Below are 26,688 nucleotides of genomic sequence, written 5' to 3'. Positions count from 1 at the left end.
TCTCCCCGGCGTCGGTGCCCTCAGCAGGGAAGTAGGCGAGCAGCTTGAGGTCCGCGTCGGGGGTGAGCAGCGTTTCGCAGTCGATCTCGAGCCGTCGTCGGCGCGCGACGCCGGGAGCAGGTCGACTCGATGATCGGCAGCAACGCCGTCGCCCTCGACGCGGACGACCTCGCGAGGATCGACGAACTCATCCCGCGCGGCTCGGTGCGCGGCGACCGCTATCCGGCCGCGTTCATGGCTCAGCTCGGCAGCGAGAAGTGACCTGCCGTCAGGGCTTGCGGGCGACCAGGCCGTACTGGGGAACGCTCGGCTCGGACTCGTCCGGGTTGCGCCAGCGGGCGCAGGAGACGATCCCCGGTTCGATGACCTCCAGGCCGTCGACGAACGCCGCGATCTCGTCCCCGCTCCTGGCGGTGATCGGGGGAGTGGCGTTGTCGTTCCAGAACGCCATCGCCTCGCGGTTGGCCTCGCCGTCGAGCTCGGTCGTCGGATGGCTGATCACCACGTAGCTGCCGGAGGGGATCGCCTCCACCAGCTGCTTGACGATGTCGGTGGCCTCGGCGGTGTCGGGGATGAAGTTGAGGATCCCCAGCAGCATCACGGCCACCGGGCTCTGGAAGTTCAGCGTCCGCGAGGCCGCCCGCAGGATCTCGTTCGGATGCCGGGCGTCGGCCTCGACGTAGTCGGTGCGGCCGAGCGGCGAGCTGGTCAGCAGCGCACGGGCGTGGGTGAGCACCAGCGGATCGTTGTCGACGTAGACGATGTGCGAGTCCGAGGCGATCCGCTGCGCCACCTGGTGGGTGTTGTCGGCGGACGGCAACCCCGTCCCGATGTCGAGGTACTGGCGGATGCCCGCCTCACCGGCCAGGTGCGCGACCGCGCGCTTGAGGAACGCGCGGTCGGCGCGCGCCACGTCGGCGATCAGCGGGAACATGCCCTGGATGTGGTCGCCGACCTTGCGGTCGACCTCGTAGTTGTCCTTGCCGCCCAGCCAGTGGTTCCACACCCGCGCGTTGTGCGCGACCGTGGTGTTCACGCCCCGAAGTGGAGTCCCGGCCGTCCAGTCGCTCATCTGCTCCGCTTCCGTTGAAAACCCGCTCTCCCGCGCGAAGTCTAGACGCCCGATCACTCGTCCGGGGCGGCCAAGGCGTCGAGCACGCCTTGGCCGTAGCGGTTGAGCTTGCCCTCGCCGACACCGCTGATCGTCGCCAGTTCGTCCAACGTCGACGGTGCGACCACGGCGATCTGCCGCAGGGTCGAGTCGTGGAAGATGATGAACGGCGCCTTGCCCTCCTCGCGGGCCACCTCCATCCGCCACGCTCGCAGCTTCTGGAAGACCGGCTCGGCCTCGGGCGGCATGTCCTGCGGCACCCGCTTGGAATCCTTGGCCTTCGCCTTGGCCGCGGGCTTCTTCGCGGGTTCGGTGCGCAGCCACACCTGCCGCGGGTCCTCGCGGCGCAGCACCTCGGAGCTGCTGTCGGTGAGGACCAGCGTGCCGTAGTCGCCTTCGACCGCGAGCAAGCCCTGGGCCAGCAGCTGGCGGATCACCCCGCGCCACTCGTTGTCGCTGATGTCGGCGCCCACGCCGAAGACGCTGAGCTCCTCGTGGCGGAACTGCTCGACCTTCGGCGTCTTCTTGCCGCGCAGGATGTCGATGATCTGCCCGGCCCCGAACTTCTGGTTGCGCTCCCGCTGCAACCGCACGACGGTCGACAGCAGCTTCTGCGCGGCGACCGTGCCGTCCCAGGAGGCTGGCGGGTTCAGGCACGTGTCGCAGTTGCCGCAGGGGTTCGAATCCGGCTGGCCGAAGTAGTCGAGCAGCCGCGAACGGCGGCACTCCACCGTCTCGCACAGCGCCAGCATCGAGTCCAGGTGCCTGCTCTGGGTGCGGCGGTGCGCTTCGTCGCCCTCGGAGTTGTCGATGAGCTTGCGCTGCTGCACCACGTCCTGCAGGCCGTAGGCCATCCACGCGGTCGAGGGCAGTCCGTCGCGGCCCGCGCGACCGGTCTCCTGGTAGTAGCCCTCGATGGACTTGGGCAGGTCCAGATGCGCCACGAACCGCACGTCGGGCTTGTCGATGCCCATGCCGAAGGCGATCGTGGCGACCATGACCAGCCCGTCCTCGCGCAGGAACCGGGACTGGTGCTTCGCGCGCACCGCCTTGTCCAGGCCCGCGTGGTAGGGCAGCGCGGTGACGCCGTTGGTGGTGAGGAACTCGGCGGTGCGCTCCACCTCGGCCCGGGAGAGCCGGTAGACGATGCCGGACTCACCCAGGTGCTCGGTCTGCAGCAGCTGCAGCAGCTGCCTGCGGGCGTCGCTCTTGGGCGCGATCCGGTACTGGATGTTGGGCCGGTCGAAGTCGGAGACGAAGTGCCGCGCCTCGGTCAGCTGCAACCGGGTGGCGATCTCCTGCCGGGTGGCCGGGGTCGCGGTGGCGGTCAGCGCGATGCGCGGCACGTCGGGCCAGCGCTCGTGCAGGACGGACAGCGCCAGGTAGTCGGGCCGGAAGTCGTGACCCCACTGGGCCACGCAGTGCGCCTCGTCGATGGCGAACACCGCGACCTCGCCGCGCGCGAGCAGCTCCAGCGTCGAGTCGAGCCGGAGGCGTTCGGGGGCGAGGTAGAGCAGGTCCAGCTCGCCGTTGAGGTAGGCGTCCTCGGTCTCGCGGCGCTGCTGGTAGCTCTGCGTGGAGTTGAGGAATCCCGCGCGCACGCCCAGCGCGGCGAGCGCGTCGACCTGGTCTTGCATCAGGGCGATCAGCGGTGAGACGACGACCCCGACTCCGGGGCGCACCAGCGCCGGGACCTGGTAGCACAGCGACTTGCCGCCGCCGGTGGGCATGAGCACGAGGGCGTCGCCACCTGCGACCACGTGGTCGATGATCTCCTGCTGCGTACCCCGGAAGGAGTCGTAGCCGAAGACTCGTCGCAGCACCTGGAGAGGTTCGGTGGTCTGGTCGGTCGCGGTTTCAGGAGACGCCACGGCGGGCATCTTACGCAGCGGGCCGGACGTCCCCGGGTGCCCACACGCCACCGGTGAGTCGGCCCTGGAGCCGGCTCGAATGTGACCTGCGTCGCCTTGGCGGCGTGCCGTGGTTCCCTGGAATACTTCGTAGGGAAGACTCGTTCACGCAAGTAGTTGAAGCTCGTACAAAAAGGCGCGGGCTCGGGTTCAGCAGGGAGTTCACAATGCAGTTCGGGATCTTCTCGGTCAGTGACGTGACGACTGACCCGACCACCGGCCGTACCCCGACCGAGGCCGAGCGGATTCAGGCGATGGTGCGGATCGCGCTCAAGGCCGAAGAAGTCGGGCTCGACGTCTTCGCCACCGGCGAGCACCACAACCCGCCGTTCGTGGCCTCTTCGCCGACGACGATGCTCGGCTTCATCGCGGCCCAGACCGAGGACCTGATCCTGTCGACCTCCACCACGCTGATCACCACGAACGATCCGGTGAAGATCGCCGAGGACTTCGCGATGCTGCAGCACCTGGCGGGCGGCCGGGTGGACGTGATGATGGGGCGCGGCAACACCGGGCCCGTCTACCCGTGGTTCGGCCAGGACATCCGGCAGGGCATCCCGCTGGCCATCGAGAACTACGCGCTGCTGCGCCGGTTGTGGCGGGAGGACGTCGTGGACTGGGAGGGCAAGTTCCGCACCCCGCTCCAGTCGTTCACCGCGACCCCGCGTCCGCTCGACGGAGTGGCTCCGTTCGTGTGGCACGGCTCGATCCGCTCGCCCGAGATCGCCGAGCAGGCCGCCTACTACGGCGACGGGTTCTTCCACAACAACATCTTCTGGCCGGCCGAGCACACCAAGCGCATGGTGCGGCTCTACCGGCAGCGCTACGAGCACTACGGGCACGGCAAGGCCGACCAGGCCGTCGTCGGACTCGGCGGCCAGGTGTTCATGCGCAAGAACTCCCAGGACGCCGTCCGCGAGTTCCGGCCCTACTTCGACAACGCCCCGGTCTACGGCGGCGGACCGTCGCTGGAGGACTTCAGCCAGGCCACCCCGCTCACCGTCGGCAGCCCGCAGCAGGTCATCGACCGCACGCTGAGCTTCCGCGAGAACGTCGGCGACTACCATCGCCAGCTGTTCCTGATGGACCACGCCGGTCTGCCGCTCAAGACGGTGCTGGAGCAGCTCGACATCCTCGGCGAGGAGGTCGTGCCGGTGCTGCGCGAGGAGTTCGCCAAGCTCAAGCCCGCGCACGTGCCGGACGCCCCGACCCACCAGTCCCTGCTCGCGGCCAAGCAGCAGCAGGAGGAGCAGAAGCAGGAGGTCGCGAAATGAGCGAGCGCGACATCGTCGTGATCTCCGCCGGGCTCAGCACCCCGTCCTCGACGCGGATGCTGGCCGACCGGCTGGCCGCGGCCACCGCGCACAACACCCCGGTCGACGTCCGGGTCGTGGAGCTGCGGGATCACGCCACGGCCATCGCCCACAACTTCGTCACCGGGTTCGCCGGCCCGGAGCTGGAGGAGGTGCTCGAAGCGGTCCGCGCCGCCGACGGGCTGATCGCGATCACCCCCATCTTCCAGGCGTCCTACAGCGGGCTGTTCAAGTCCTTCTTCGACGTGCTCGACAAGGACGCCCTTGCGGGGAAACCGGTGGTCATCGGTGCGACCGGTGGTTCGGCCCGGCACTCGCTGGCGCTGGAGCACGCGATGCGGCCGATGTTCGCCTACCTGCACGCCGTGGTCGCGCCGACCTCGGTCTACGCGGCCTCGGAGGACTGGGCCACCGGTGGTGAGAGCACCCTGGCCGACCGCGTCGAGCGCGCGGCCGGCGAGCTGGCCGCGCTCATCGAGCAGCGACCCGCGGTCCAGGCCGCCGATCCGTTCGACGAGCCGGTCCCGTTCGAACAACTCCTGGCCCAACAGCAGAACTAGAAGCACCGCGCACGCCCGCTCCCACCACCGATCGTGGGGGCGCTGGCGTGCGCGCGCTGAAATCCGCTGCGGTCGGTGCGCTCCGGCGACTACCGTGGGTGGATGAGCGGTGATCGGATTCCGGCATCGGAGCCGGCCGAGCTGGTGCCCGCCTCGGCGCGACTGCGGGCCGAGGGCGTGGAGCTGCTGGAACTGTCCTTCGTGGACAACGCGGGCATCGTGCGGGTCAAGACCGCACCGCTGGACCGGTTGTCCGAGCTCGCCCGCTACGGGCTCGGCGCCTCGCCGTGCTTCGAGACCTTCACCTTCGACGACGTGATGCTGCGCGGCACCCACCTCGGCGGTCCCGACGGCGACCTGCGCCTGATCCCCGACATCGCGCGGCTCACCAGGCTGGTGGCCATGCCGGGGTGGGCGTGGGCGCCCGCGGACAAGTACACCCAGGACGGGTCGCGGTTCGTGGCCTGCCAGCGGGCCTTCGCCGCCCGGCAGGTCGCCGCGGCCGCCTCGATGGGTCTGACGGTCTCGGCCGCCTTCGAGCACGAGTGGGCCCTGGCCGAGCCCGGTGCCGACGACTTCGTGCCCGCTGTCACCGGATCCGGTTACGGGCAGGTGCGGTTGGAAGCGCTCGCCGACTACGGGCTGGGGCTGGTGCGGACCCTGCACGAGCAGGGTCTGGACGTGCTCCAGTTCCACCCCGAGTACGCGCTCGGGCAGGCCGAGGTGTCGGTGGCGGCCAAGGACCCGGTGGGCGCCGCCGACGACGCGGTGCTCACCCGGCACACCATCCGCGCGGTCACCCGCCGCCACGGCTGGCGCGCGAGCTTCGCCCCCTGCCTCGTCCCGGAGGGAGCCGGTTCCGGCGCGCACCTGCACCTGTCGGTGCACGACTCGCGCGGGAACCTGTTCGCCGGCGGTCGCGGGCGCTACGGCCTGCAGCCGCGCGGCGAGGCGTTCCTGGCCGGTGTGCTGCGCGAACTGCCCGCGCTGGTGGCCATCGGGGCCGGCAACCCGGCGAGCTTCCTGCGACTCGGTCCGTCCCGCTGGGCCGGCATCTGGCAGGTCTGGGGGCGCGAGACCAGGGAGGCCGCGCTGCGCCTGATCACCGGCACCGAAGGGACCCAGTCCTGGGCCGCCAACGCCGAGATCAAGTGCTTCGACGCCACTTCCAACCCCTACCTGGCCGTCGGAGCGGTGGTCGCCGCCGGGCTCGCCGGTGTGCGCGAGGAACTCACGCTGCCCGACGAGATCACCGGCGATCCGGCGCTGCTGACCGAATCAGACCGCGCCGAAGCCGGGATCGAACGCCTCCCGGCCGGGCCGGAGGAGGCCGCCGACGCCCTCGCCGGCTCGGAGGTGCTCGCAGAAGCGCTGGAGCCGGAACTGCACGACGCGATCCTCACCGTCCGCAGGGGTGAAGCAGCCCGCTTCGGCGAGGCCACCCCTGACGAGCTGGCCGCCGCCACCCGCTGGACCTGGTAGGGAACGGCGCCATCGCCCTCTACGAGCCGAGGGGGTCCACCGCCTGATGTTCCAGGCCCTGCGGGCGGGCGGGTGAGGCTCAGTCCGCGGTGGCGGTGACCCGACCGATCTCGCCGTTGCGGAAGGCGTCGACGAACAGGCGGTAGTCGTCGCGAACGACGTCGGCGTAGTGCAGTGCGAACTCCACGAGCCAGTCGACGAACTCCTTCTCCCGGTCGCCGACGGCGTTGAGGATCGCCTCCTCGACCTGGAAGTCGACCAGCTGGGTGTCCGACTGCGCGTCCGACACGCAGTGGATCTTCGCGATCGCGCGGCCCAGGTAGTCCAGCACCGGCACGATGTCGCTCGGCTCGGTCAGGTCGTTCCACTCCAGGTCCGACTCGTACGGCGAGAGCTCATCGACGAGGTAGCCGACCCCGCCGATCTCGGTGTGGCCGAGCATCGGGTCGGCGTGGGCCTGCAACGCGCGCTGCGACAGGGCCGTGCGGTGCCCGTGGTGCTCGAAGTGGTCGCGGATGCGCTGGTCGGTGACCACCCGCGACGGCGCGGCCACGTTGCCCTGCTTCATCGAGAGCACGATGTCGTTCTCCAGGGCCTCGGTCGGCCCCTCGATGAGCACGTTGTACGCGGGAAGTCCCGCGCTGCCGATGCCGAAGCCGCTGGAACCGACGATGTCCTTGACCGTGTAGGCGACCTCCCGCATCCGGTTCTCCTGCGGGATGGTCTCCAGGTAGCGCGCGAACGCCTTCTCGACCCTGCCTCGCTCCGCGTCGTCGAGCTGCCGGATGTTCGGACCTCGCCGCATCCGCCGGTCGTAGCCCTCGGCCTCGGTGAGCCGGTCGAGCAGTCCGGTGCGGCTGCGCAGCCGGGTCTGCTGCAGCAGGTCGTGGATCGTGCCGTCGGTGGTCGACAGCCGCAGCGAGTAGTCGGAATCGCCGCTCTGGGTGGCGAAGGACCGGACCTGGTCGAGGTAGGAGGTCGCCGCGCGACGCACGAACGCCACGATGTCGGTGTCGGGCAGCGCCTTGCTCCAGGCCAGCAGCGCCAGGCTCGCGGCGAAGCGCTGCAGGTCCCAGGTGAAGTGCCCGAGGTAGGCCTCGTCGAAGTCGTTGACGTCGAAGACCAGCACTCCGGAGGCGTTCATGTAGGTGCCGAAGTTCTGCGCGTGCAGATCGCCCTGGATCCACACCCTGCTGGTGCGCTCGTCGGCCCACGGGTCGGTCAGCCGGTTGACGTCGGAGTAGAACAGGCACGCGCTGCCCCGGTAGAAGGCGAACGGGTCGGCCGCCATCTTGCGGAACTTGGTGCGGAACGCCGCCGGGTCGCGTTCCATGAGTTCCGAGAAGGAGTCGACGAGGATGTCGGCGATCCATCGGCGGCGGGCGTCGGTGTCGGTGACGCCGAGGCTTCGAGCGAGCTCGGACATGTGGTTCCGTCCACTGTGAACAGTAGTGACAAAGAGGCGATCGCAGATTATCCGAAGATTCTGCGGTTTTCGACGACGACAAGCCCTCCACGTAGGACAAAACGGACCCCCGGTGCGATACCGATCGCCCGGATTGGCACGGCGAGTATCAGCCCGCAACCGCCCCGGCGCAACGAGAGCGGGAACAGCGGGAGACGTGCGGGCGAAGACCGCGGTTCTCGTCGCGGAGATGAGCCGAGGTTGTTCCGCTTCGCGAGGCGAAATAGCCTCGGCCGGACACGGCACCCGGAGCGAACGGAGGTGGTGATGGCCGAGGTGGGAAGTCCTCCCGCGCGCAACACGCGGCCCCGGAACCGGCGAGCGCTGATCACCGCAGCCGCGGCCGAGCTGTTCCACCGCGACGGCTTCGACCAGGTCGGCATGAGCGACATCGCCGAGGCCGTCGGCGTCGGGTCCTCCGCGCTCTACCGGCACTTCGCGGGCAAGCAGCAGCTGCTGACCCACGTCGTGCTCGACGAGCTGCACCCGTTCGTCGAGATCACCGCCGAGCCGGGCGACGTCGAGGACGTGGTGGCCCGGCTGGCCGCGACCGCGCTCGACCACCGGCAGCTCGGGGTGCTCTGGCAGCGGGAGTCCCGGCGGCTGCCCGAGGAGCGTCGTGACGTGCTGCGCGGTGAACTGCGCGAGGTCGCGCGCGGGCTCACCCGCCTGGCCCGGGCGTTCCGCCCCGAACTCGGCGACGCCGATGCGCGGTTCCGCGCCTGGTGCATGTTCAGCGTCCTGACCAGCCCCTCCTACCACCAGGTGCAGCTGGGGAGGCGGGAGTTCGAACGGTTGCTCGGCGAGATGGTGGTGATCATCGGCACCCGGCCGCCGCAGGAGCTCGCCCCGCGCCCGGAAGCCCGCCCCGACCAGCTGGAACGCTTCTCCGGGCGAGCCTCGCGGCGGAGGCTGTTGCTGGCCGCGGCGACCCGGCTGTTCGCCGACGCCGGCTACACCAAGATCACCACCGAGGACGTCGGCGCTGCGGCCGGGATCGCCGGGCCCAGCCTGTACAACTACTTCGCCAGCAAGCAGGAGCTGCTCAGCGCGGTGATCACCCGGGGCAACGCGTGGCTGGAGGTGGAGCTGGAGCGCACCCTGGCCACCAAGGCCGACCCCGCCGAGGCGCTGCGAGCCCTGCTGCGCTCCTACATCCGCTTCGCCTTCGACCACGGCGGGTTCATCGACATCCTGGTCAGCGAGGTCGGCCACCTGCCCGCCGCCGAACGCCACCGCGCACGCCAGACCCAGCACGCCTACGTCGCCGAGTGGGTCGGACTGCTGTGCGAGGCGCGCCCGGAGCTGGACCCGGTGCGCTCCCGGATCCTGGTGCAGGCGGCGCTGACCGCCGCCAACGACATGGCCCGCACCGGCCCGATCCGCGACGCCGTCGCCGTGCTGCGCCTGGGCTCGGCGCTGATGCTGGAAACACCGGTCGAGGCCTGAGCCGGCGCGCTACCCGCCGTTCACTTAGAGGGAGAAAGGGCAGGAGAAGCCAGCTGAACCGCCTCGGCGCGGCTAGTGGTCGGTCACTTGTGGGTTTGACTCGATCAACCCCGGGCTATTAATCTCCGGCGAGACAGATCCGCCCGCCGAACCGACGGCGACAGGCTGCGCGCAGACCTGCGGATACTGGAACCGAGCAGGTAACGAGGACAGGTTGGTTGCATGAGCAGCGCGACGGAGCCGGTCGGTCAGCCGCCGGTTGATGTGCCCGACATCCACACGACCGCGGGCAAGCTGGCGGATCTGTACCGGCGGAACGACGAGGCGGTGCACGCCGGCTCGGCTCGCGCGGTGGCCAAGCAGCACGAGAAGGGCAAGAAGACCGCCCGCGAGCGCATCGACATGCTGCTGGACGAGGGCTCGTTCGTCGAGCTCGACGAGCACGCGCGGCACCGCTCCACCAACTTCGGGATGGAGGAGAACCGCCCCTACGGCGACGGCGTGGTGACCGGCTACGGCACCGTCGACGGCCGCAAGGTGTGCGTGTTCTCCCAGGACTTCACCGTCTTCGGCGGTTCGCTCGGCGAGGTCTTCGGCGAGAAGATCGTCAAGGTCATGGACCTGGCGCTCAAGACCGGCTGCCCGCTGATCGGCATCAACGACTCCGGCGGCGCCCGCATCCAGGAGGGCGTGGCGGCGCTGGGCCTCTACGCCGAGATCTTCAAGCGCAACACCCACGCCTCCGGTGTCATCCCGCAGATCTCGCTGATCATGGGACCGTGCGCGGGCGGTGCGGTGTACTCGCCGGCCATCACCGACTTCACCGTCATGGTCGACAAGACCTCGCACATGTTCATCACCGGCCCGGACGTCATCAAGACCGTCACCGGCGAGGACGTCACCTTCGAGGAGCTCGGCGGCGCGCACACCCACAACTCGCGCTCGGGCAACGCGCACTACCTCGCCTCCGACGAGGACGACGCCATCGGCTACGTCAAGGAACTGCTGTCGTTCCTGCCGAGCAACAACCTCTCCGAGGCGCCGGTCTTCGAGGGCGCCGACACCGGTGCCGGGGCGATCGCGGACGCGATCACCGACGACGACCGCGCGCTCGACACGCTGGTCCCGGACTCGCCGAACCAGCCCTACGACATGCACCAGGTGATCTCCACCGTCGTCGACGACGGGGAGTTCCTGGAGGTCTCCTCGCTGTTCGCGCCGAACATCATCACCGGCTACGGGCGAGTCGAGGGCCAGCCGGTGGGCATCGTGGCCAACCAGCCCACCCAGTTCGCCGGCACGCTCGACATCGGCGCCAGCGAGAAGGCCGCGCGCTTCGTGCGGACCTGCGACGCCTTCAACATCCCGGTGCTCACCTTCGTCGACGTGCCGGGGTTCCTGCCCGGCACCGACCAGGAGTGGAACGGCATCATCCGGCGCGGAGCCAAGCTGCTCTACGCCTACGCCGAGGCCACCGTCCCGCTGGTCACCGTGATCACCCGCAAGGCCTACGGCGGCGCCTACGACGTGATGGGTTCCAAGCACCTCGGAGCCGACATCAACCTGGCGTGGCCGACCGCGCAGATCGCGGTCATGGGCGCGCAGGGAGCGGCCAACATCCTCTACCGGCGCCAGCTCGCCGACGCCGCCGCTGCCGGCGAGGACGTCGAGGCGCTGCGCGCCCAGCTGCAGCAGGAGTACGAGGACACCCTGTGCAACCCCTACACGGCCGCCGAGCGCGGCTACGTGGACTCGGTCATCCCGCCGTCGTTCACCCGCGGCTACGTGGCCCGGTCGCTGCGCATGCTCCGCGACAAGCGAGCGAGCCTGCCGGCCAAGAAGCACGGCAACATCCCGCTGTAATCGGCGAAGCAAGGAGCTATCCGATGAGCGAGCAATCCCCGCAGCGGCCGGTGCTGCGCATCGTGCGCGGCGATCCCGACGACGTCGAGATCGCCGCCGTGGCCGCGGCGCTGGCCGGCGCGGCCGCCGCCCGGACTCCCGAGGACGCGCCCGAGCCCATGTCGTTGTGGGGTGACCCGATCGCGGCGGTGCGCCACCCGGCGGGCCGCCGCCCGCTCCGGCCGGGACCGCACGGGTGGCGGGCCTCGGCCCTGCCGGGCTGAACCTCGTTTCCAGACTTGACGTTTTCCGCCTGCTCCGGCGTCGCGCCGGGTACATGAGGAGTTGACCACTGTGGACGTGACGCCGATCAGCAAGGTCCTGATCGCCAACCGCGGTGAGATCGCGGTGCGGGTCATCCGCGCCTGCCAGGACGAGGCAATCGCCTCCGTCGCGGTCTACGCCGAGCCGGACGCCGACGCGCAGCACGTGCGGCTGGCCGACGAGGCCTTCGCCCTGGGCGGTTCCACGCCCGGCGAGTCCTACCTGAACATCGACAAGATCATCGACGCCGCCAAGCGCTCCGGCGCGGACGCGGTGCACCCCGGCTACGGGTTCCTGTCGGAGAACGCCGACTTCGCCCAGGCCGTGCTCGACGCCGGTCTGATCTGGATCGGCCCGTCGCCGCAGGCCATCCGCGACCTCGGTGACAAGGTGACCGCCCGGCACATCGCCACCCGCGCCGGGGCGCCGCTGGTGCCCGGCACCAAGGACCCGGTCCCGGGCGCCGACGACGTCGTGGCCTTCGCCCAGGAGCACGGGCTGCCGGTGGCCATCAAGGCCGCCTTCGGCGGTGGCGGTCGCGGCCTGAAGGTCGCGCGCACCATCGAGGAGATCCCGGAGCTGTTCGCCTCCGCGGTCCGCGAGGCCGAGAGCGCCTTCGGGCGCGGTGAGTGCTTCGTCGAGCGCTACCTGGACCGCCCGCGTCACGTCGAGGCGCAGGTGGTCGCCGACCAGCACGGCAACGTCGTCGTGGTGGGAACCCGCGACTGCTCGCTGCAGCGCCGCCACCAGAAGCTCGTCGAGGAGGCCCCGGCGCCGTTCCTGACCGAGGACCAGCACAGCCGGATCCACGAGGCCGCGCGGGCGATCTGCTCCGAGGCCGGCTACTACGGCGCCGGTACCGTGGAGTTCCTCGTCGGCCAGGACGGCACGATCTCGTTCCTGGAGGTCAACACCCGGCTGCAGGTCGAGCACCCGGTCTCCGAGGAGACCACCGGCATCGACCTGGTCCGCGAGCAGTTCCGCATCGCCTCCGGCGAGAAGCTGCATCTCGGCGCCGACCCGGAACCGCGCGGCCACTCCATCGAGTTCCGCATCAACGGCGAGGACGCCGGCCGCAACTTCCTGCCCGCGCCGGGCACCGTGACCAAGTTCGTCGCCCCGCAGGGACCGGGCGTCCGCGTGGACGCGGGTGTGGAGACCGGCAGCGTCATCGGCGGCCAGTTCGACTCGCTGCTGGCCAAGATCATCGTCACCGGCGCGGACCGGCAGCAGGCGCTGCAGCGCGCTCGTCGCGTCCTCGACGAGATGCAGGTGGAGGGCATGGCCACGGTCCTGCCGTTCCACCGCGCGATCGTGCGCGACCCGGCGTTCGTCGGCACCGACGGTTTCACCGTGCACACCCGGTGGATCGAGACCGAGTTCGACAACACCATCGAGCCCCACACGGGTGCCGCTGAAGCCGGCGAGGAGTCCGAGGAGCGGCAGACGATCCTCGTCGAGGTCGGCGGCCGTCGCCTGGAGGTCTCGCTGCCCGCCGCGTTCGCGGCGACCTCGGCGGCCCCGGCGGCGAAGGCCAAGCCGCGCAAGCGGGCCGCGGGCAAGGCCGGTGGTGCGGCGTCCGGCGACGCGGTCGCGGCGCCGATGCAGGGCACCATCGTGAAGGTGGCGGTCGAGGACGGTCAGGAGGTCGCCGAGGGCGACCAGATCGCCGTCCTGGAGGCCATGAAGATGGAGAACCCGGTCACCGCGCACAAGTCGGGCACGGTCACCGGCCTCACGGCCAAGCCCGGCGATTCCGTCACCCAGGGCGTCACCATCTGCGAGATCAAGTAACCCGGAATCGCGTCGTCGGCCCCGAGCAACCACCCAGGGGCCGACAACACGGTCCACCGATTCGAATTTCGCGCGAATTTCGACCGCGAACCTCAGGCCTCGAATTTCGCGCGAAGTTCGAACCCAGCCCGGCTCCCGGGGCCGTGACCTGCTGAGACACGCCCGGGTGCGGGGTGCAATTCGAATTTCGCGCGAAATTTGACCGCGGAGCTCAGGACTCGAATTTCGCGCGAAATTCGAAAAGGTGGCCCTCGACCGGGTTGAGCAGGGGCGGGTTCAGGTGGAGGTGAGTGGGGCTTCGGCGTTGCGGGGACGTGTGAGGTAGCAGTGGGCGTGGTACCAGCCGGCTGCTTCGAGGCCTTCGGGGTCGAGGCCTCGGCGTTCGACGTCGTGGACGGCCGCCTGCTGCTCGGTGGTGTCGGCGAAGCGGCGTTGCGGGAAGGTTCCGGGTAATCGCTCGGTGACCAGGTCGTGGTCGGCCAGGAGCCCGGCGATGTCGGAGTAGTCGAAGACGCGCAGCACGAAGATCGCCAGCCACAGCTCGTGCGGCCGGTCGACCGCGCCGAGGAGCCGTTCGAAGGTCGGCAGGCCGACGTAGCCGACGCCCCCGGTGGAGATGATCAGGCCGGTGTCGGCGACCCCCTTGACGAGATCGGGGGAGGGGTCGGTGGTTTCGAGGTTCTCGGCCCACCCGTCGGTCAGCAGGCCCGCTTCGCGGCCGTAGGCGATCGCCGGTTCCGACACGTCCAAGCCGACGACGTCGAAGTCGCCGGTGAACTCCTCCCGGTCGGCCGCGGCCAGTTCGGCGGCCGACCACCGAGCCACCGACGGATCGGTGTAGCGGGTGAGGACCTCGCGCGGGTCCTGAGCCGACTTCAGCAGCGCCGAGTTGATGCCGTAGGAGCAGCAGACGTCCAAGACGCGCCCGGGGCGCGCCGCCCCGATCACCTCGCGGAAGATCGGGGTGGCGCGCTGCGGGATCTGGTACTCGAACCGCTCCAGCGTCGAGACGTACGCCCGGGGGTCCGGCTGGGCGTAGATGTCGCTGAAGTCGGCCTTGCGCTCTCCGGTCAGGCTCATGATCCGGAGCCGACGAGGTCGGTGAGCTCGTCGATCGCGCGGGCGAGCTGGTCGGCGAAGGCGGTCATCTGCTCGCCGACCGTGCGCGGCGTGCTCAGGTGCACGTTGAAGCTCTGCGGCAGCAGCACGTAGGCGACTCCGATGCAGTGCTCGCTGGTGGCGCCGAATCCGAAGTACTGGATGTTCACCGACGGTGCGGCGCTGGTGCTCAGGTAGTCGTCGCGCATCTTCTGCCAGCCGGGCGAGGAGTACAGCGCGGGGGTGAAGTCCTGTCCCCGGCGGCCGGCGATCAGCTGCAGCTCCCACAGGTGCTGCTCGGGGGCGTCCCCGGCCTGGCACTCCTTGGCACGCGTGACGTGCGCGTCGGCCGCGCGCCGGAACGCCTGCTCGCGGGCGGACCGGTCGGCGTCGGGATCCTCCATCGCGGCGACGAATTCGAGGATCTCCGGGGTCACCACCCGCATCGCCTCGGTGCGGCCGTGGTGGAAGTGGCGGGTCGCGATGGACTCGTAGGTCGCCCCGGTGAAGCCCTTGGAACGCCGGTGCGCCAGCTGGAAGGCCATCTGCACGAACGCGTCCGGCGAGACCCCGAGCTCCTTGGAGCGCTCCGAGCCGAAGTCGTCGAAGCGCACGGTGCGGGTCGCGGTGGCGTCGGCGTAGGCCAGGTAGTCCTTGGCCGCCGCCTCGACCTCGCCGGAGAGCTCGGGCGAGAGGCGGAATTCCAGCGCCCGGGGTTCCGGCGCGCCCTGCGGTGCCGCCCCCGAGGCCTGCGAGTGCGATTCGGCGGTACCCGCCATCAGCGAGTCGACGAACTCGACGATGGTGGTGCCGTCCAGCAGGCAGTGCTCGCCGTTGATGCCCGCCGAGCCGTCGGGGAACACGATGAGCGTGACGCCCTTGTCGAACCAGCGGTCGGTCGGGTCTCCGGCCAGCAGCTGCTTGCACTTGCCGTCGGTGTCGCCGGGCAGCTCGTGCTCCAGCGCCAGGCAGAACAGCGCCGTCTCGATCACGTCGACCGAGCCGGTGTTGTCGACCAGCAGCGCCTCCCGGTTGGCCGCCCAGCGAGCCCGGTCGTGGCTGGTCAGCGCACCGACGCCGGGTCCGCGGTCGGTGGTGGCGATGACCTGGCGAAGCGCTTCGGCGAGCTCGTCGAGGGTGTGCGGGACGCCGTCCTGCCCGATCACGTCGAGGCGGAAGGCGTTGCCGCGGAAGAACACCACGATGTGCCGGGCCTGGCTGGGCCCGGGCTGCTCGGGCGTGTTGGGCGCCCGCACCCCGTCGCGCTCGGCGCGGGGGATGCGGGTGGTGGAGAACAGGTAGCGGTGCTGCTGCATCGACAGCGGCTGTCCGCGCCGCGCCGTCGGAGGCACCGACTCGGTGTCCAACGCCAGCTTGTGGTCCACCGACGCCGCGATGAGCCGCACGGCGCGGCCGATCTGGTCGTCGTCGGTGTCGTTGAACAGGAAGAAGAAGTTCGCGTTGAGCGCGATCCGGTCCCGGCGGCCCAGGTAGCGGTCGCGCCAGAACTCGTCCAGCCAGCTGTGCACGTCGTCCTGGCCCGCGTAGGCCGTCAGGGAGGCGTGCAGCTCCTTGGCCGCGCCGGAGTCGAGGAACTCCTCGACGGCCTGCCGGGTGGCGGACAGCTCGTCCTCGCTCAGCAGCGGCGCGCACCACTGCAGGAACCGGGCACCGCTGTCCTCGAGCGTGGGCAGCGGAACCCGGGGGAGCGCGTCCTCGTTGCCGAAAGTGCTGGTGCGCAAAGCAACCTCGATCGTCTCTAGGTCCTGTTTCGAAGTGGCGGAGCCACTTCCTCGTCCTGGTGAGCCCCGGGCGGCTCGCACCGCCGGGGCTTCGACGAACGCCTCAGTCGAGCAGGTCGTCGGTGCGGGCGGTGGTCCCGTGAGCCGCGGTCACCCGGCCGAACAGCTGCCGGGTGCGTTCCGCGGATCCCACCACCCCTGGACGATCACTGTAGGCGAAGATCGCCGAATGCCGGGCCACTTCCCCTGCGACGGCGCTGACCCGGTGCAACGCGTACCGGCCGTGGAACAGCTGCAGATCACCCGGTCGCAGCGGGAGTTCGCGCACCCGGTCCCGCCCGCCGCCGGTGATCACCTCAGCGACGTCGGCGAAGTTCTCCGACTCGGCCGAGCGGATGTGCGGGCAGTACTCGAAGACCCCGCCGGACCGGGGCTGCTGGGTGAGCATGCTGACCGCGAACTCGTTGGTGTCGAAGTGCCACGGGTGCTCTTTGCCGGGGTTGACGATGTTGACCACGAGTCCGGCCAGCGGGTCCTCCAGCGGGTGGATCCGGGGCCGTTCCAGGCAGTCGGCGAGGAAGCGCTGGAACAGCTCGTCGGTGTAGAGCCGGTGGATGAGGTGCTCGGCCGGGATGTCCTCGCGCGCCACGAAGGCGTTGCCGCGCAACGTGGTCCGCCTCGCCGGGTGCCATTCGGGCAGCGCGTCGTCGGGCGCGGTGTTGTAGACGTTGACGGTCTGCTCTTCGTAGTAGGCGCGATCGGCGATGCTCGCGCACTCGGCGCGCAGCGCCTCCCGGTGCTCGGCGGCCACGAAGTCGCGCAGCACGCTGCACCCGGAGTCGCGCAGTTCCGCGCGCACGGACTCCACCGCCCGGACCCAGCCGGCGCCGCCTGGATCGTGGAGCGGGTAGCGGGCGGTGTCGACGATGTCGGTGACCGCAACGGTCATCGGGTTCCCTCCGTGGCCGGGATGACGGGCAGCGTGATCTCCGAAGGATGCTCCGGGGAGTTGTGGATGGCAACGGGCGACAGCGCGGCGGGAAGGTCGCGCACCGTGGGCAGCAGGTGCGGAACGTCGAACGCCTGCACCGAGATCCGCAGCCTGTGGCCGGGTGGGATGACCGCGCCGGTCGGGAACACCTCGACGTCGACCGGCTCGACCTCGCCGGGCTCCATCGTGCGCTGCGCTTCCTTGGTGAACGGGTGGAACGGCTGGATCAGCTCGCCGTCGAGGTAGCGCGAGCGGGACTCGTCCAGGGCCCGGTGCGAGAGCACCTGCCAACCCCCGGTGAGCCGGTCGACCGTTCCGTCGGGTGCCACCGAGGACACCGACACCGACAGCATCCCGTTGCCGGTCGGCGTGGAGGCGTGGAGGTGGGCGTTGATCGGCCCGCGCATCCGCATCGCCTCGGTCATCGGTTCGGTCTCGAAGACCGCGCCGGAGAGGTCGTTCCACCGGTTGTCGTGGCACAGCTGGGCGATGCCGATGGCGTTGGGCATTCCCGCGGTCCACTGGTTGGTCGAACGCGTGCACAGCCCGGAGACCGGCAGCGGTGCGACGGTGCTCCGGCCCGGTTGCGGGTCGGAATCGACGAGCCCGCCGGGCAGTCCGGGCAGCGAGGTGCCGGAGAGCTGGAAGCTGCGGGCCCGCTGCTCGCCGATCCACTGGTCGGTCTTGAACCACTGCCCGGAGCCGATCTCGTGGTAGGTCAGCGGCGGGATGTCGGTGTCCAGCGACGGATCGGCCTGTCCGCGCACGTGGTGGTCGAACCAGCGCAGCTGGAGCTCCTGCAGCGTGCCGTACCCGGCCTCGGCGACGCCGTCCCCGCTGCCCTGCAGGTGGTCCCACGGACCGAAGATCATTTTCACCGGGACGCCGCGCTGCCGCAGGTGGTCGAACACCATCGGCGTACCGCGCTGGAACAGGTCGTACTCGCCGCCGACCAGGAAGGTCGGGACGTCGATGCGGTCGAGGACGCTCGCGGGGGAGCGCTCGGCGTAGAAGGGGCCGTCGAAGGCGGCGTTGAGGCCGAGGGTGGCCTCCAGAAGTGTCGGCGCGGTGAAGCTCGTGGTGCCCTGAACGCGGTCGAGGTACATCTGCAGCGCGTTGTCCGGCTCGGCGGGGCCGTAATCCGGTGGGATCAGCCCGGTTCCGGTGACCAGGCCCATCCACAGCGGGATGAAGCCGACGTCCAGCGCACCGCCGGAGGCGACCACGTCGCGGTAGGTGTCCACCGCCGGGACCTGCGGGAAGATCGCCTTGAGGCCGGGCGGCCGGTTGCCCGCCGCGAACAGCTGGCTGATGCCCATGTACGAGGCGCCGTGCATGCCGACCGAGCCGTTGCTCCACGGCCGTTCCGGTGAAGCCGCCCAGTTCACGATCTCGCCGGAGTCGGTGTTCTCCCGCGCGCTGAACGCCTGCCAGTCGCCGCCGGAGGAGCCGGTGCCGCGCGCGTCGACCGTGACGTGCACGTAGCCGCGCTCGACGAAGAAGTCCGGTTCACCGCCGATCGCCGCGGCGCCAGGGCCGCTGATGGCCGACTTGTTGTAGGCGGTGATGGTCAGCAGCACGGGCAACCGGCCCTCGACCGGGTTGCCCGCGGCGTCGGCCGGGCGCCGCACGTCGGCGCGCAGGACGGTGCCGTCGGACATAGGGACCTCGACGTCGGTCTCGGTCACCGAGCTCGGGTGGTCCTCGGCTCGGGCCGTCCACCCGGACGTCGGTGCGGCGTGGGCCGCGGTGAGACCGGCGAGCCCGGTCAACAGCGCGAGGAGCAGGGCCAGCAATGAGCGACGCATTCAGACCTCCCGGGAATTCCGGGAGATCAACGATCATGCGCAGCCGAGGTTACGCGGTTCGCGGGCGATTCTGCTGAGAACGCAGGTGAGCGGCCATGACTCGGCGCGCCTCGGTCGGGTCACCGGCTTCGATCGCGGCGAGCAGCCGCTCGTGGCGGACGACCGCCCCGCGGTCGGTCTCCACCGGCAGCTCGGACAGCAGCCGCATGAACGGTTCGAAGAGCAGCGGGACGAAGGCGTTGCCGGTGGCGCGCACGATCGCCTGGTGGAACGCGATGTGGGCGTTGGCACGCGTTTCGGGGGTGCCGGCCTCGCGCATGTTCCGCAGCTGCTCGCGCAGGCGCCGCAGATCGGCGTCGGTGCGCTTGATCGCGGCGAGCTCGGCGATTCCGGACTCCAGCATCCGCCGCGCCTCGTGGATTCCGGCGACGACCTCGGGATCGGCACCGGGGGAGGTCGCGGCGCGGATCATCGGGTGAAGCGAGGTCCACTCGGCCGGTGGATTGACGTAGGTGCCGCGTCCGCGTTCGATGCGCACGACGTTCTGCACCCGCAGCGCCTTGACGGCCTCGCGCACGGTCAACCGGCTGATCGAGAACAGCTCGGCGAGCTCGGGTTCGGAGGGCAAGCAGGCGCCGGGCGGGTAGGTCCCGTCGATGATCGACCCGAGAAGCTGTTCGGACAGCTCTTCCGGCAACGACACGCGGTCTCCGCCCGTTCGCGATCTGCACACCGCGAGAACCCGCGGTTCTCGCGCCGACAAGGTCAAGGTCCGCTCCCGTGTCCACAGTGGACGCGCGGGTGATCCGGATCCGGGGAGTGTACTGCACCAGTGAGCGTTGCCACACACCAACCGGTTGGTATGTGTGGTAGAGCTGGTAGATCGGGTCTCTGGAGGTGTCGCATGGATGAGTCGCGGTACGAGTGGATGGAACCGGGGGCGTTCGAAGTGGCTCCGGGCGTGCACCGGATCCCGCTGCCGCTGCCCAACGACGGCCTCCGCGCGGTCAACGTCTACGCCATCGCCGACGGTGACTCGCTGACCCTCGTCGACGGCGGCTGGGCCCTGGAGGAGTCCCGCCAGCAGCTCGACGCCGCCCTCGCCCGGATCGGCGCCGGCGCGGGCGACATCACCCGCTTCCTGGTCACCCACGCGCACCGCGACCACTACACGCAGGCGCTCACCCTGCGCCGCGAGTTCGGCTCCGAGGTGATGCTCGGCGAGGAGGAGCGGGACACCCTCGACCAGCTGATGTCCCCGGACCACCGGTCCATGGACAGCCAGCTGGAACTGCTGGCCGAGCACGGCGCCAAACCGGTCCGCGACGCGCTGCTGGGCCTGCGATCCGATGAGCCGCGCCACCACGTCTGGGAGAAGCCCGACACGTGGATCAACGCCGCCACCGACCTCGGGCTGACCGACCGGCAGCTGCGCGCGCTGCCCACGCCCGGGCACACCCGCGGCCACCTGGTGTTCCTGGAGGAGCAGGCCGGGTTGATGTTCGCCGGTGATCACGTGCTGCCGCACATCACCCCGTCCATCGGCTTCGAGCAGGCGCCCACCGCGAGCCCGCTGCGGGACTACCTGGCCTCGTTGCGGCTGGTGCGCGGCCTGCCGGACATGCGACTGCTGCCCGCCCACGGGCCCGTCACCGACAGCGTCCACGACCGGGTCGACGAGCTGCTGGCCCACCACGACGCTCGGCTGGTGGCCACCGCCGCGGTCGTCGCGGCCGGAGCGAGCACGGCCTACGAGGCCGCTCGTGCGCTGACCTGGACCCGTCGCGAGCGCGCCTTCGACGACCTCGACGTGTTCAACCAGATGATGGCGGTGCTGGAAACCGCCGCGCACCTGGACGTCCTGGTGCTGCAGGGCGAGCTCGGCGCGCAGCGCGTCGAAGGAGTTCTGCACTACTCGTAGTCTTCGGCGACGGAGCGTGATCACCGGGTGGTCATCGGCGGGCCGAAATTCACCCGACTGCAGAGTAGGGGCGGCAGGCGATCACGTGCGAGCCTGGATGAGCTCCACGGGCCGCGTGCGGCAGTTGAGGAGCGAGTACCTCGTTGGGGTCAAAGGGGACGTCACTAGGAGCTCGTCATGTTGAGCAAGCACGAGCGGGACATGCTCGCCGAGATCGAAACGGCGCTGGAGTCCGCAGACCCTCAGCTCGCGGAGAAGTTCGAGCGGTTCGAAGGTGACCGGGGCTGGGGCATGATGCGCCGCGTCCTGGTGTTCACCGCGCTCACGCTGACCGCGATGCTGTCGCTGCTGTCCTTGGCCAGCGGCCTGGTGTGGACCTCGGCCGCGCTGGGCATGATCACGGCCGCCGGCGCGATCGCGGTCTGCTTCACCGGCCGCCGGCACAAGGAGACGTGACTCGTCAGTCGTGCATCGGGTGCGGCAGGGCCTGCAGCACCGTGTCGGCCTCGACGAAGGTGCCCTCGGGCAACTCGTCGAGGCGGTCCATCTGCTCAGGACCGGCCCCGAGCTCCGCGCACTGCTGCACGATCTCCCGCTTGGTCGCCGGGAACCGGACGTGGCAGAGCACCTGCAGCATCTCCGCGCGATCGGCCAGAACCATGATTCCTCCGTTCGAGCACTTCGCCCACCGCTTACCCGGGCCGAACGCGCGGAAACCTCAGGACGCCAGTTCGCGGGCCTTCTCGGCGATGGCCGTGGCGTCGATGCGGGCCTGGCCGAGCAGCTCCGCGGGCTGACCTGAACCGGGCATCTCGTGCACGGCGAGCGTGCGCACCTGCGCGGGGTGGTCGGTCAGCGCGCTGAGCACCGCTTCGCCGAGACCGCCTTCGGGCCAGTGGTCCTCGGCGGTGACCAGCCCCGCCGTCTCGGTCGCGGCGCGCCGCAGCGTGCCGGAGTCGACGGGTTTGACCGAGTACAGGTCGATGACCCGGGCCTCGATTCCCTCGTGCGCCAGGACGTCCGCGGCCTTGACCGCCTCGTGCAGCGTGACCCCGGCGCCGACCAACGTCACGTCGTTCCCGTCGCGGACCACCTTGGAGCCGCCGATCGGGAACTGCTCGCCGGGCGGGTAGATCACCGGCATCACACCGCGGCTGGTGCGCAGGTAGCTGATGCCGGGCAGATCCGCCATCGCCGTCACCAGCTGCACGGTCTGGTTGGCGTCGCACGGGTAGAGCACCGTGCTGCCGTGCACGGCGCGGAACGCGGCCAAGTCCTCCAGCGCCATCTGCGACGGGCCGTCCTCGCCGATCGCCACGCCGGCGTGCGAACCCATCAGCCGCAGATCGGCCCGGCTCACCGCGGCCATCCGGATGAAGTCGTAGGCGCGGGAGAGGAACGCTGCGAAGGTCGAGGCGAACGCGCACCAACCGCGCACCTGCATGCCCACCGCTGCGGCGATCAGCTGCTGCTCGGCGATGTACATCTCGAAGTAGCGGTCCGGGTGGGCATCGCGGAAGAGCTCCGCGAAGGTCGAGTTCGACACCTCGCCGTCCAGCGCCACCACGTCCCCGCGCCGGTCGCCCAGCGCCGCCAGCGCCTGCCCGTAGGCCTTGCGGGTGGCCAGCTCGGTGCCCTGCTCGTAGGCGGGCAGTCCGCCGCTTCCGGTGTCGAACACGTGCGGCTTGGCGTCGGCGTCGGGCTTGGCGGGTGTGACCCGCAGGTCGCGCAGACCGCCGAGCTCGGCGATCGACTCCTCGGCGTGCGCCAGCGGTTTGCCGTGGAAACCGGGCTTGTCGGCGACCTCGGCGACCCCCTTGCCCTTCTGGGTGGCGGCCAGGATCGCGACCGGGCGGCCGTCGCCGTCCTCGGCCTGGGTCAGCGCTGATTCGATCTCGTCGAGGTCGTGCCCGTCGATCTCGATGGTGCGCCAGCCCGCCGCCTGCGCTCGGGCGGAGTAGGAGGACAGGTCCCAGCCGTGCATCGTGGGTCCGGTCTGGCCGAGGCGGTTGACGTCGATGAGCGCGGTCAGGTTGTCGAGCTGCTCGTGCCCGGCGTGTTCCAGGGCTTCCCACACCGAGCCCTCGGCCATCTCGCTGTCGCCGCAGAGCACCCACACCCGGTAGGGCAGCCGGTCGAGCCGCTTGCCCGCCAGCGCCAGGCCCACCCCGATGGGCAGGCCCTGGCCCAGCGAGCCGGTCGCCACGTCCACCCACGGCAGGACCGGGGTCGGGTGGCCTTCGAGCCGGCTGCCGAACTTGCGGAAGGTCAGCAGCTCGTCGTCCTCGATGGCGCCGACCGCTTTGAACGCGGCGTACTGCAGCGGCGAGGCGTGGCCCTTGGAGAAGATCAGGTGATCGTTCGCCGGATTGTCCGGACGGTCGAAATCCAGTCGCAGGTGTCCGTCGAGCAGCACCGCCAGCAGGTCGGCCGCCGACATCGACGAGGTGGGGTGCCCGGAACCGGCGGCCGTGCTGGCCCGAACCGAGTCCACCCGCAGCTGCTGCGCCAGTTCGGAGCGGAACATTGCCTGGTCCATGCCCCGGAAGGTGCCCGGGGTGCGGGCGTGCGAAACAAGGCCCAGGTCACCCTGCTTGCGCCGGAGCCGGTTCAGGAGCGCGGCGGAGCCGTCGTTTCAGGCGTGCGTCTCGGCCGGCACACCGCCGCTGCGCCTTGACCGCGGGTTTCCGCTACCGCACCGCCGAGCAGGGTGACCACTCGGCGGTTCTCAGTCCAAGCCGCCGTTGCTCAGTCCGGACAGCAGGCGCTTGATGACCTCGGGGTCGACCTCGGCGGTCTCCTCGGTGTTCTGCGGTGCCATCGCGTTCTTCTTGCGGGAGCGGCGGGGGAGCGGGACGGAATCGGCCTTCACACCGCTGGGCAGCGGCATCTCGCACCACACCAGGGTGCCGCCGGTGCGCAGCGCGGTCGCACCGCAGCGGCCTTCGGCGAAACCGGGCGCGAGCTGCGGGGGAACCGTGGCCTGCTCGTCCTGGACCTCGGCGACGAGGCTCTCACCGCTCAAGCGCAGGCGGACGGTGATGAAACCGGGGTTCTTCTGGTCGGCGGCGTCCACGGCCGCCGTCACCAGGGCGCCGGTGAGCTGCGTGGCGATGTCGGTCATCTCGCGCAGAGACCACTCGGCCAGGGAGAACCGCACGAACATCTCGGTGCAGTTCACCGCGCTCGGAAGCGCGATCAGTCGAAGGTCGTCGACTTGTGCGGTCTGAGTGTTCACCTGGTTGAGTTCCTCCGTCCGCCCCCACTGCGTCGATCACCCGGAAGCCGTATTTTGCCAACTCTACTGGGTGGCTTGTGCGCAGGGGCCCCTTTTGCTTTCGGCCTTGCCGTTCACCGATCGGCCCGGGATCGGCGGGCCGCCGCGAACATCGCAACCGCCGTCGACAGCCTTCTCCATCTGCGACGACGCACGATCTGGTGAAAAACGTACGTGACGAAAGCAGGTCGGGACCACCTCCGGACGTATCGGTTCCACAACGGGGAAGTTCCAGACGGATGGCCTCTGTAATAGCCGAGGGGATGAACGGCGATCGGGCGCCGCGCGTGTCGGAGCGGCCGCGCGTGTCGAGGCCGCTCCGACGACGCCCGCGCGTCAGGCCAGGGCGTCGAGGCCCTCCGCGAACGCCTTGCCGATGAGGCCGATCTCGTCCTCGGTGATGATCAGCGGCGGCGAGACGGCCAGGGCCTTGCCCAGCGGGCGGACGATCACACCGAGCTCCCGGATCTTCTTCTGCAGCTTGGGCAGACCGCCCGCCTGCAGCGCCTCCGCGGTGAGCTCGACGGCTCCGAGCAGGCCGACACCACCGCGAACCTCGGCGACCGCCGGGTGGTCGGCGACGCTGCTGAGCGCGTCGTGCAGCGGCTGCTCCAGCTCATCGGAGCGCGAGATGAGCTTCTCGCGCTCCAGGATGTCGAGGTTGGCCATGGCCGCAGCCGCGACCGTGGGGTGGCCCGAGTAGGTGGCGCCGTGGCGGAACACCCGGCCCGGCTCCTCCCAGAACGGCTCGGCGACGTGCTCGGCCACGACCACACCGCCCAGCGGCAGGTAACCGCTGGTCACGCCCTTGGCGAAGGTGATCATGTCGGGCTGCAGGCCCCAGCGCTCGACCCCGAACCAGGTGCCCACCCGGCCGAAGCCGCAGATCACCGAGTCGGCGACGAACAGGATCCCGTGCTCGGCGCAGATCTTGGCGATGGCCTCCAGGTAGCCCGGTTCCGGCGGGTAGAGACCGCCCGCGCCCATCACCGGCTCGGCGAAGAACGCCGCGATCTTCTCGGCGCCGATGCGCTCGATGGCCTCGCGCAGGCCTTCGGCGTCGTCGTGCGCGACGCGGCCCGTCTCGGGAACCAGCTGACCGAACCCGGCCTGGTTGGCCTCGATGCCGCCGATGCTGGTGCCCAGGCCGTTGGTGCCGTGGTAGGCGTTGCCCCGGCTGAGGATGTGGGTGCGCTGCGGCTGCCCGCGCTGCGCCCAGTACTGCCGCGCGAGCTTCGCGGCGGTGTCGATGGCCTCACCGCCACCGGTGGTCAGGAAGATCTTGGCGCCCGGCATCGGGGCGAGTTCGGACAGCCGCGTGGCCAGCGCCTCGGCGGGCGGGTTGGTGTAGTCGTTGAAGACGAAGTAGGACTCCAGCTCCCGCATCTGCGCGGCGGCGGCCTCGACGATCTCGGTGCGGCCGTGCCCGGCGTTGGCGTACCAGAGGCTCGCGGTGCCGTCGAGGTAGCGGCGTCCGGAGTCGTCGTAGATCCAGACTCCCTCGGCCTTGGTGACGCAGAAGCTGCTGCTCTTGACCTCGAACATGTCCGCGAACGGGTGCCACAGCGCGGTCTGGCTTGATGACATGAATCCTCCTTCGTTGTTCATCCGACAGCTTCGTCTTCCGGACACCTCGATGGCCAGAGCTGCGCAACGGGGAGTTCGGCTCCCGGCGTCCGCCAGATGAGATCCGGCGACCGTTCGTTGACACCGCGAGCGCACCGCCAAGACGATGGGATCCGTGACCACTCCGAGACTCAGCAGGCGGATGCACGTCGACTTGCGGCGCGTGACGGCGCAGGGCTGTCGCTCCTGACGAAACCACGAAGTCAGGGGTGACGCCGCATCCGGCCGAACCCGGTAACGGTCCGCAGCGGACCAGATTCAGGGAGCAGCTCGTGTCCACCGTCCTGGTCATTTCCGGAAGCCCGTCGCGCACCTCGAAGACGGAGAAGATCGGCGAGCACATCGCGCAGCGGCTGGCCGCGGCCGGGCGCACCACCGAACACCTCCGGGTTCGGACCCTGCCCGCCGAGGCGCTGCTGAGCGCCGACGTCTCCGACCCGGCCATCTCCTCGGCGGTCGAGCAGGTGGCGGCGGCCGACGGCATCGTGCTGGCCACGCCCACCTACAAGGCCGCCTACTCGGGTCTGCTGAAGTCGTTCCTGGACCTGCTGCCGCAGTTCGGCTTCGCGGGCAAGGCCGTGCTGCCGCTGGCCACCGGCGGCAGCGTCGCGCACGTGCTGGCCATCGACTACGCGCTGCGTCCGGTGGTGCACTCGCTGGGCGCCCGGCACGCGGTGCAGAGCTTCTTCCTGCTCGACAAGCACCTCTCGCTGGTCGATGAGGAGCTCGCCGTGCACGACGACAGCGCGGGACCGCTGGCCGACGTCATCGAGCAGTTCAGCAAGGCGCTCGACGGCATCCCGCACGCCACGGTGCTGGGGCGCTCGGCCTAGGAGCTGTTCAGGAATGCGGCGGAGCCGCTGTTCCAGGTGTGGGACTCAGTTGGCACCGCCGCAGGTTCTGAGCGGTTTCGTGGCGAGTACGCCGCGACGCCGATGTCCACCCCCTGGGTAAGCGGAATACATAAGTCGTGGC

General features: G+C 70.2%; 23 protein-coding genes. 11 read left to right on the top strand and 12 right to left on the bottom strand.

Going from position 1 to position 26,688, the window contains the following annotated elements; translation table 11 throughout:
- Positions 1 to 129: 129 nt before the first annotated feature.
- On the top strand, positions 130 to 261 hold the full coding sequence (locus tag AB0J91_RS04775; RefSeq protein ID WP_363864194.1) for a hypothetical protein: 132 nt from the start codon (positions 130 to 132) through the stop codon (positions 259 to 261).
- A 7-nt stretch (positions 262 to 268) separates the two neighbouring features.
- On the opposite strand, the gene AB0J91_RS04770 is transcribed toward AB0J91_RS04775, so the two are convergent.
- Positions 269 to 1,036, bottom strand: coding sequence for an SAM-dependent methyltransferase (locus AB0J91_RS04770; protein WP_363864192.1), 768 nt, complete (start codon positions 1,034 to 1,036; stop codon positions 269 to 271).
- An 89-nt stretch (positions 1,037 to 1,125) separates the two neighbouring features.
- Entirely contained in the window at positions 1,126 to 2,991 is a 1,866-nt protein-coding gene (gene recQ, locus AB0J91_RS04765) for a DNA helicase RecQ (RefSeq protein WP_363864190.1), read from the bottom strand.
- 197 nt (positions 2,992 to 3,188) lie between these two features.
- Between recQ and AB0J91_RS04760 the strand changes: the two genes are divergently transcribed.
- The 3 genes from AB0J91_RS04760 (at position 3,189) to AB0J91_RS04750 (ending at position 6,376) form a co-directional block, all read left to right on the top strand.
- Entirely contained in the window at positions 3,189 to 4,295 is a 1,107-nt protein-coding gene (locus AB0J91_RS04760) for an LLM class flavin-dependent oxidoreductase (RefSeq protein ID WP_363864188.1), read from the top strand.
- On the top strand, positions 4,292 to 4,894 hold the full coding sequence (locus AB0J91_RS04755) for an FMN reductase (protein ID WP_363864186.1): 603 nt from the start codon (positions 4,292 to 4,294) through the stop codon (positions 4,892 to 4,894). The genes AB0J91_RS04760 and AB0J91_RS04755 overlap by 4 nt, the downstream gene beginning before the upstream one ends.
- Before the next feature lie 102 nt (positions 4,895 to 4,996).
- On the top strand, positions 4,997 to 6,376 hold the full coding sequence (locus tag AB0J91_RS04750; RefSeq protein ID WP_363864184.1) for a glutamine synthetase family protein: 1,380 nt from the start codon (positions 4,997 to 4,999) through the stop codon (positions 6,374 to 6,376).
- Positions 6,377 to 6,455: 79 nt separating this feature from the next.
- On the opposite strand, the gene AB0J91_RS04745 is transcribed toward AB0J91_RS04750, so the two are convergent.
- Entirely contained in the window at positions 6,456 to 7,802 is a 1,347-nt protein-coding gene (locus AB0J91_RS04745) for a DUF2252 domain-containing protein (RefSeq protein ID WP_363864182.1), read from the bottom strand.
- A 306-nt stretch (positions 7,803 to 8,108) separates the two neighbouring features.
- Between AB0J91_RS04745 and AB0J91_RS04740 the strand changes: the two genes are divergently transcribed.
- From AB0J91_RS04740 to AB0J91_RS04725, 4 genes are all read left to right on the top strand, one after another.
- Positions 8,109 to 9,290: a TetR family transcriptional regulator gene (locus tag AB0J91_RS04740; protein ID WP_363864180.1), complete on the top strand. Its 1,182-nt coding sequence runs from the start codon at positions 8,109 to 8,111 to the stop codon at positions 9,288 to 9,290.
- Positions 9,291 to 9,512: 222 nt separating this feature from the next.
- The gene (locus AB0J91_RS04735) at positions 9,513 to 11,153 is read left to right on the top strand and encodes an acyl-CoA carboxylase subunit beta (RefSeq protein WP_363793721.1); all 1,641 of its coding nucleotides are present in this window, start codon (positions 9,513 to 9,515) and stop codon (positions 11,151 to 11,153) included.
- A 23-nt stretch (positions 11,154 to 11,176) separates the two neighbouring features.
- Complete coding sequence (locus tag AB0J91_RS04730; RefSeq protein ID WP_363864178.1) at positions 11,177 to 11,416, top strand: acyl-CoA carboxylase subunit epsilon; 240 nt, start codon at positions 11,177 to 11,179, stop codon at positions 11,414 to 11,416.
- A 70-nt stretch (positions 11,417 to 11,486) separates the two neighbouring features.
- Positions 11,487 to 13,250 (top strand): acetyl/propionyl/methylcrotonyl-CoA carboxylase subunit alpha, encoded by a 1,764-nt coding sequence (locus AB0J91_RS04725; RefSeq protein WP_363864526.1) that lies wholly within the window; start codon positions 11,487 to 11,489, stop codon positions 13,248 to 13,250.
- Positions 13,251 to 13,526: 276 nt separating this feature from the next.
- Here AB0J91_RS04725 and AB0J91_RS04720 read toward each other — a convergent pair whose 3' ends face one another.
- The 5 genes from AB0J91_RS04720 to AB0J91_RS04700 form a co-directional block, all read right to left on the bottom strand.
- Positions 13,527 to 14,330 (bottom strand): class I SAM-dependent methyltransferase, encoded by an 804-nt coding sequence (locus tag AB0J91_RS04720; protein WP_363864176.1) that lies wholly within the window; start codon positions 14,328 to 14,330, stop codon positions 13,527 to 13,529.
- A complete protein-coding gene (locus AB0J91_RS04715) occupies positions 14,327 to 16,090 on the bottom strand; it encodes a choline/carnitine O-acyltransferase (RefSeq protein ID WP_363864174.1) in 1,764 nt (587 codons plus the stop codon). Before AB0J91_RS04715 ends, AB0J91_RS04720 begins: the two co-directional genes overlap by 4 nt.
- Before the next feature lie 103 nt (positions 16,091 to 16,193).
- The gene (locus tag AB0J91_RS04710) at positions 16,194 to 17,039 is read right to left on the bottom strand and encodes an arpA protein (RefSeq protein WP_363864172.1); all 846 of its coding nucleotides are present in this window, start codon (positions 17,037 to 17,039) and stop codon (positions 16,194 to 16,196) included.
- On the bottom strand, positions 17,036 to 18,889 hold the full coding sequence (locus tag AB0J91_RS04705; protein ID WP_363864170.1) for a CocE/NonD family hydrolase: 1,854 nt from the start codon (positions 18,887 to 18,889) through the stop codon (positions 17,036 to 17,038). The genes AB0J91_RS04710 and AB0J91_RS04705 overlap by 4 nt, the downstream gene beginning before the upstream one ends.
- A 49-nt stretch (positions 18,890 to 18,938) precedes the next feature.
- Positions 18,939 to 19,592, bottom strand: coding sequence for a FadR/GntR family transcriptional regulator (locus tag AB0J91_RS04700; RefSeq protein ID WP_363864168.1), 654 nt, complete (start codon positions 19,590 to 19,592; stop codon positions 18,939 to 18,941).
- A 201-nt stretch (positions 19,593 to 19,793) separates the two neighbouring features.
- Here AB0J91_RS04700 and AB0J91_RS04695 point away from each other — a divergent pair, with 201 nt between their 5' ends.
- Both AB0J91_RS04695 and AB0J91_RS04690 read left to right on the top strand, forming a co-directional pair.
- Complete coding sequence (locus AB0J91_RS04695) at positions 19,794 to 20,810, top strand: MBL fold metallo-hydrolase (RefSeq protein WP_363864166.1); 1,017 nt, start codon at positions 19,794 to 19,796, stop codon at positions 20,808 to 20,810.
- A 177-nt stretch (positions 20,811 to 20,987) separates the two neighbouring features.
- Positions 20,988 to 21,266, top strand: a complete 279-nt coding sequence (locus AB0J91_RS04690; protein WP_363864164.1) for a DUF3040 domain-containing protein — start codon at positions 20,988 to 20,990, stop codon at positions 21,264 to 21,266.
- A 4-nt stretch (positions 21,267 to 21,270) separates the two neighbouring features.
- Here the strand turns inward: AB0J91_RS04690 and AB0J91_RS04685 are convergent, their stop codons facing one another.
- The 4 genes from AB0J91_RS04685 to AB0J91_RS04670 form a co-directional block, all read right to left on the bottom strand.
- Positions 21,271 to 21,471 carry a DUF2795 domain-containing protein gene (locus AB0J91_RS04685; RefSeq protein WP_363793703.1) on the bottom strand — a complete coding sequence of 67 codons (201 nt, stop codon included), beginning with the start codon at positions 21,469 to 21,471 and terminating at the stop codon, positions 21,271 to 21,273.
- A gap of 57 nt (positions 21,472 to 21,528) precedes the next feature.
- Entirely contained in the window at positions 21,529 to 23,394 is a 1,866-nt protein-coding gene (locus AB0J91_RS04680) for a transketolase (protein ID WP_363864525.1), read from the bottom strand.
- Positions 23,395 to 23,538: 144 nt separating this feature from the next.
- Positions 23,539 to 24,048: an ATP-binding protein gene (locus AB0J91_RS04675; protein ID WP_363793699.1), complete on the bottom strand. Its 510-nt coding sequence runs from the start codon at positions 24,046 to 24,048 to the stop codon at positions 23,539 to 23,541.
- Between the two features lie 375 nt (positions 24,049 to 24,423).
- A complete protein-coding gene (locus AB0J91_RS04670; RefSeq protein ID WP_363864162.1) occupies positions 24,424 to 25,674 on the bottom strand; it encodes an aspartate aminotransferase family protein in 1,251 nt (416 codons plus the stop codon).
- Positions 25,675 to 25,985: 311 nt separating this feature from the next.
- Here AB0J91_RS04670 and ssuE point away from each other — a divergent pair, with 311 nt between their 5' ends.
- Complete coding sequence (gene ssuE / locus AB0J91_RS04665) at positions 25,986 to 26,546, top strand: NADPH-dependent FMN reductase (protein WP_363793695.1); 561 nt, start codon at positions 25,986 to 25,988, stop codon at positions 26,544 to 26,546.
- Positions 26,547 to 26,688 lie beyond the last annotated feature (142 nt).

This window comes from Saccharopolyspora sp. NPDC049357, assembly GCF_040677225.1.
In the GTDB taxonomy this organism is placed as follows: Bacteria; Actinomycetota; Actinomycetes; order Mycobacteriales; family Pseudonocardiaceae; genus Saccharopolyspora.
The sequence above is the reverse complement of the archived record's forward strand: the minus strand, read 5'-3'. Positions and strand labels throughout refer to the sequence as shown.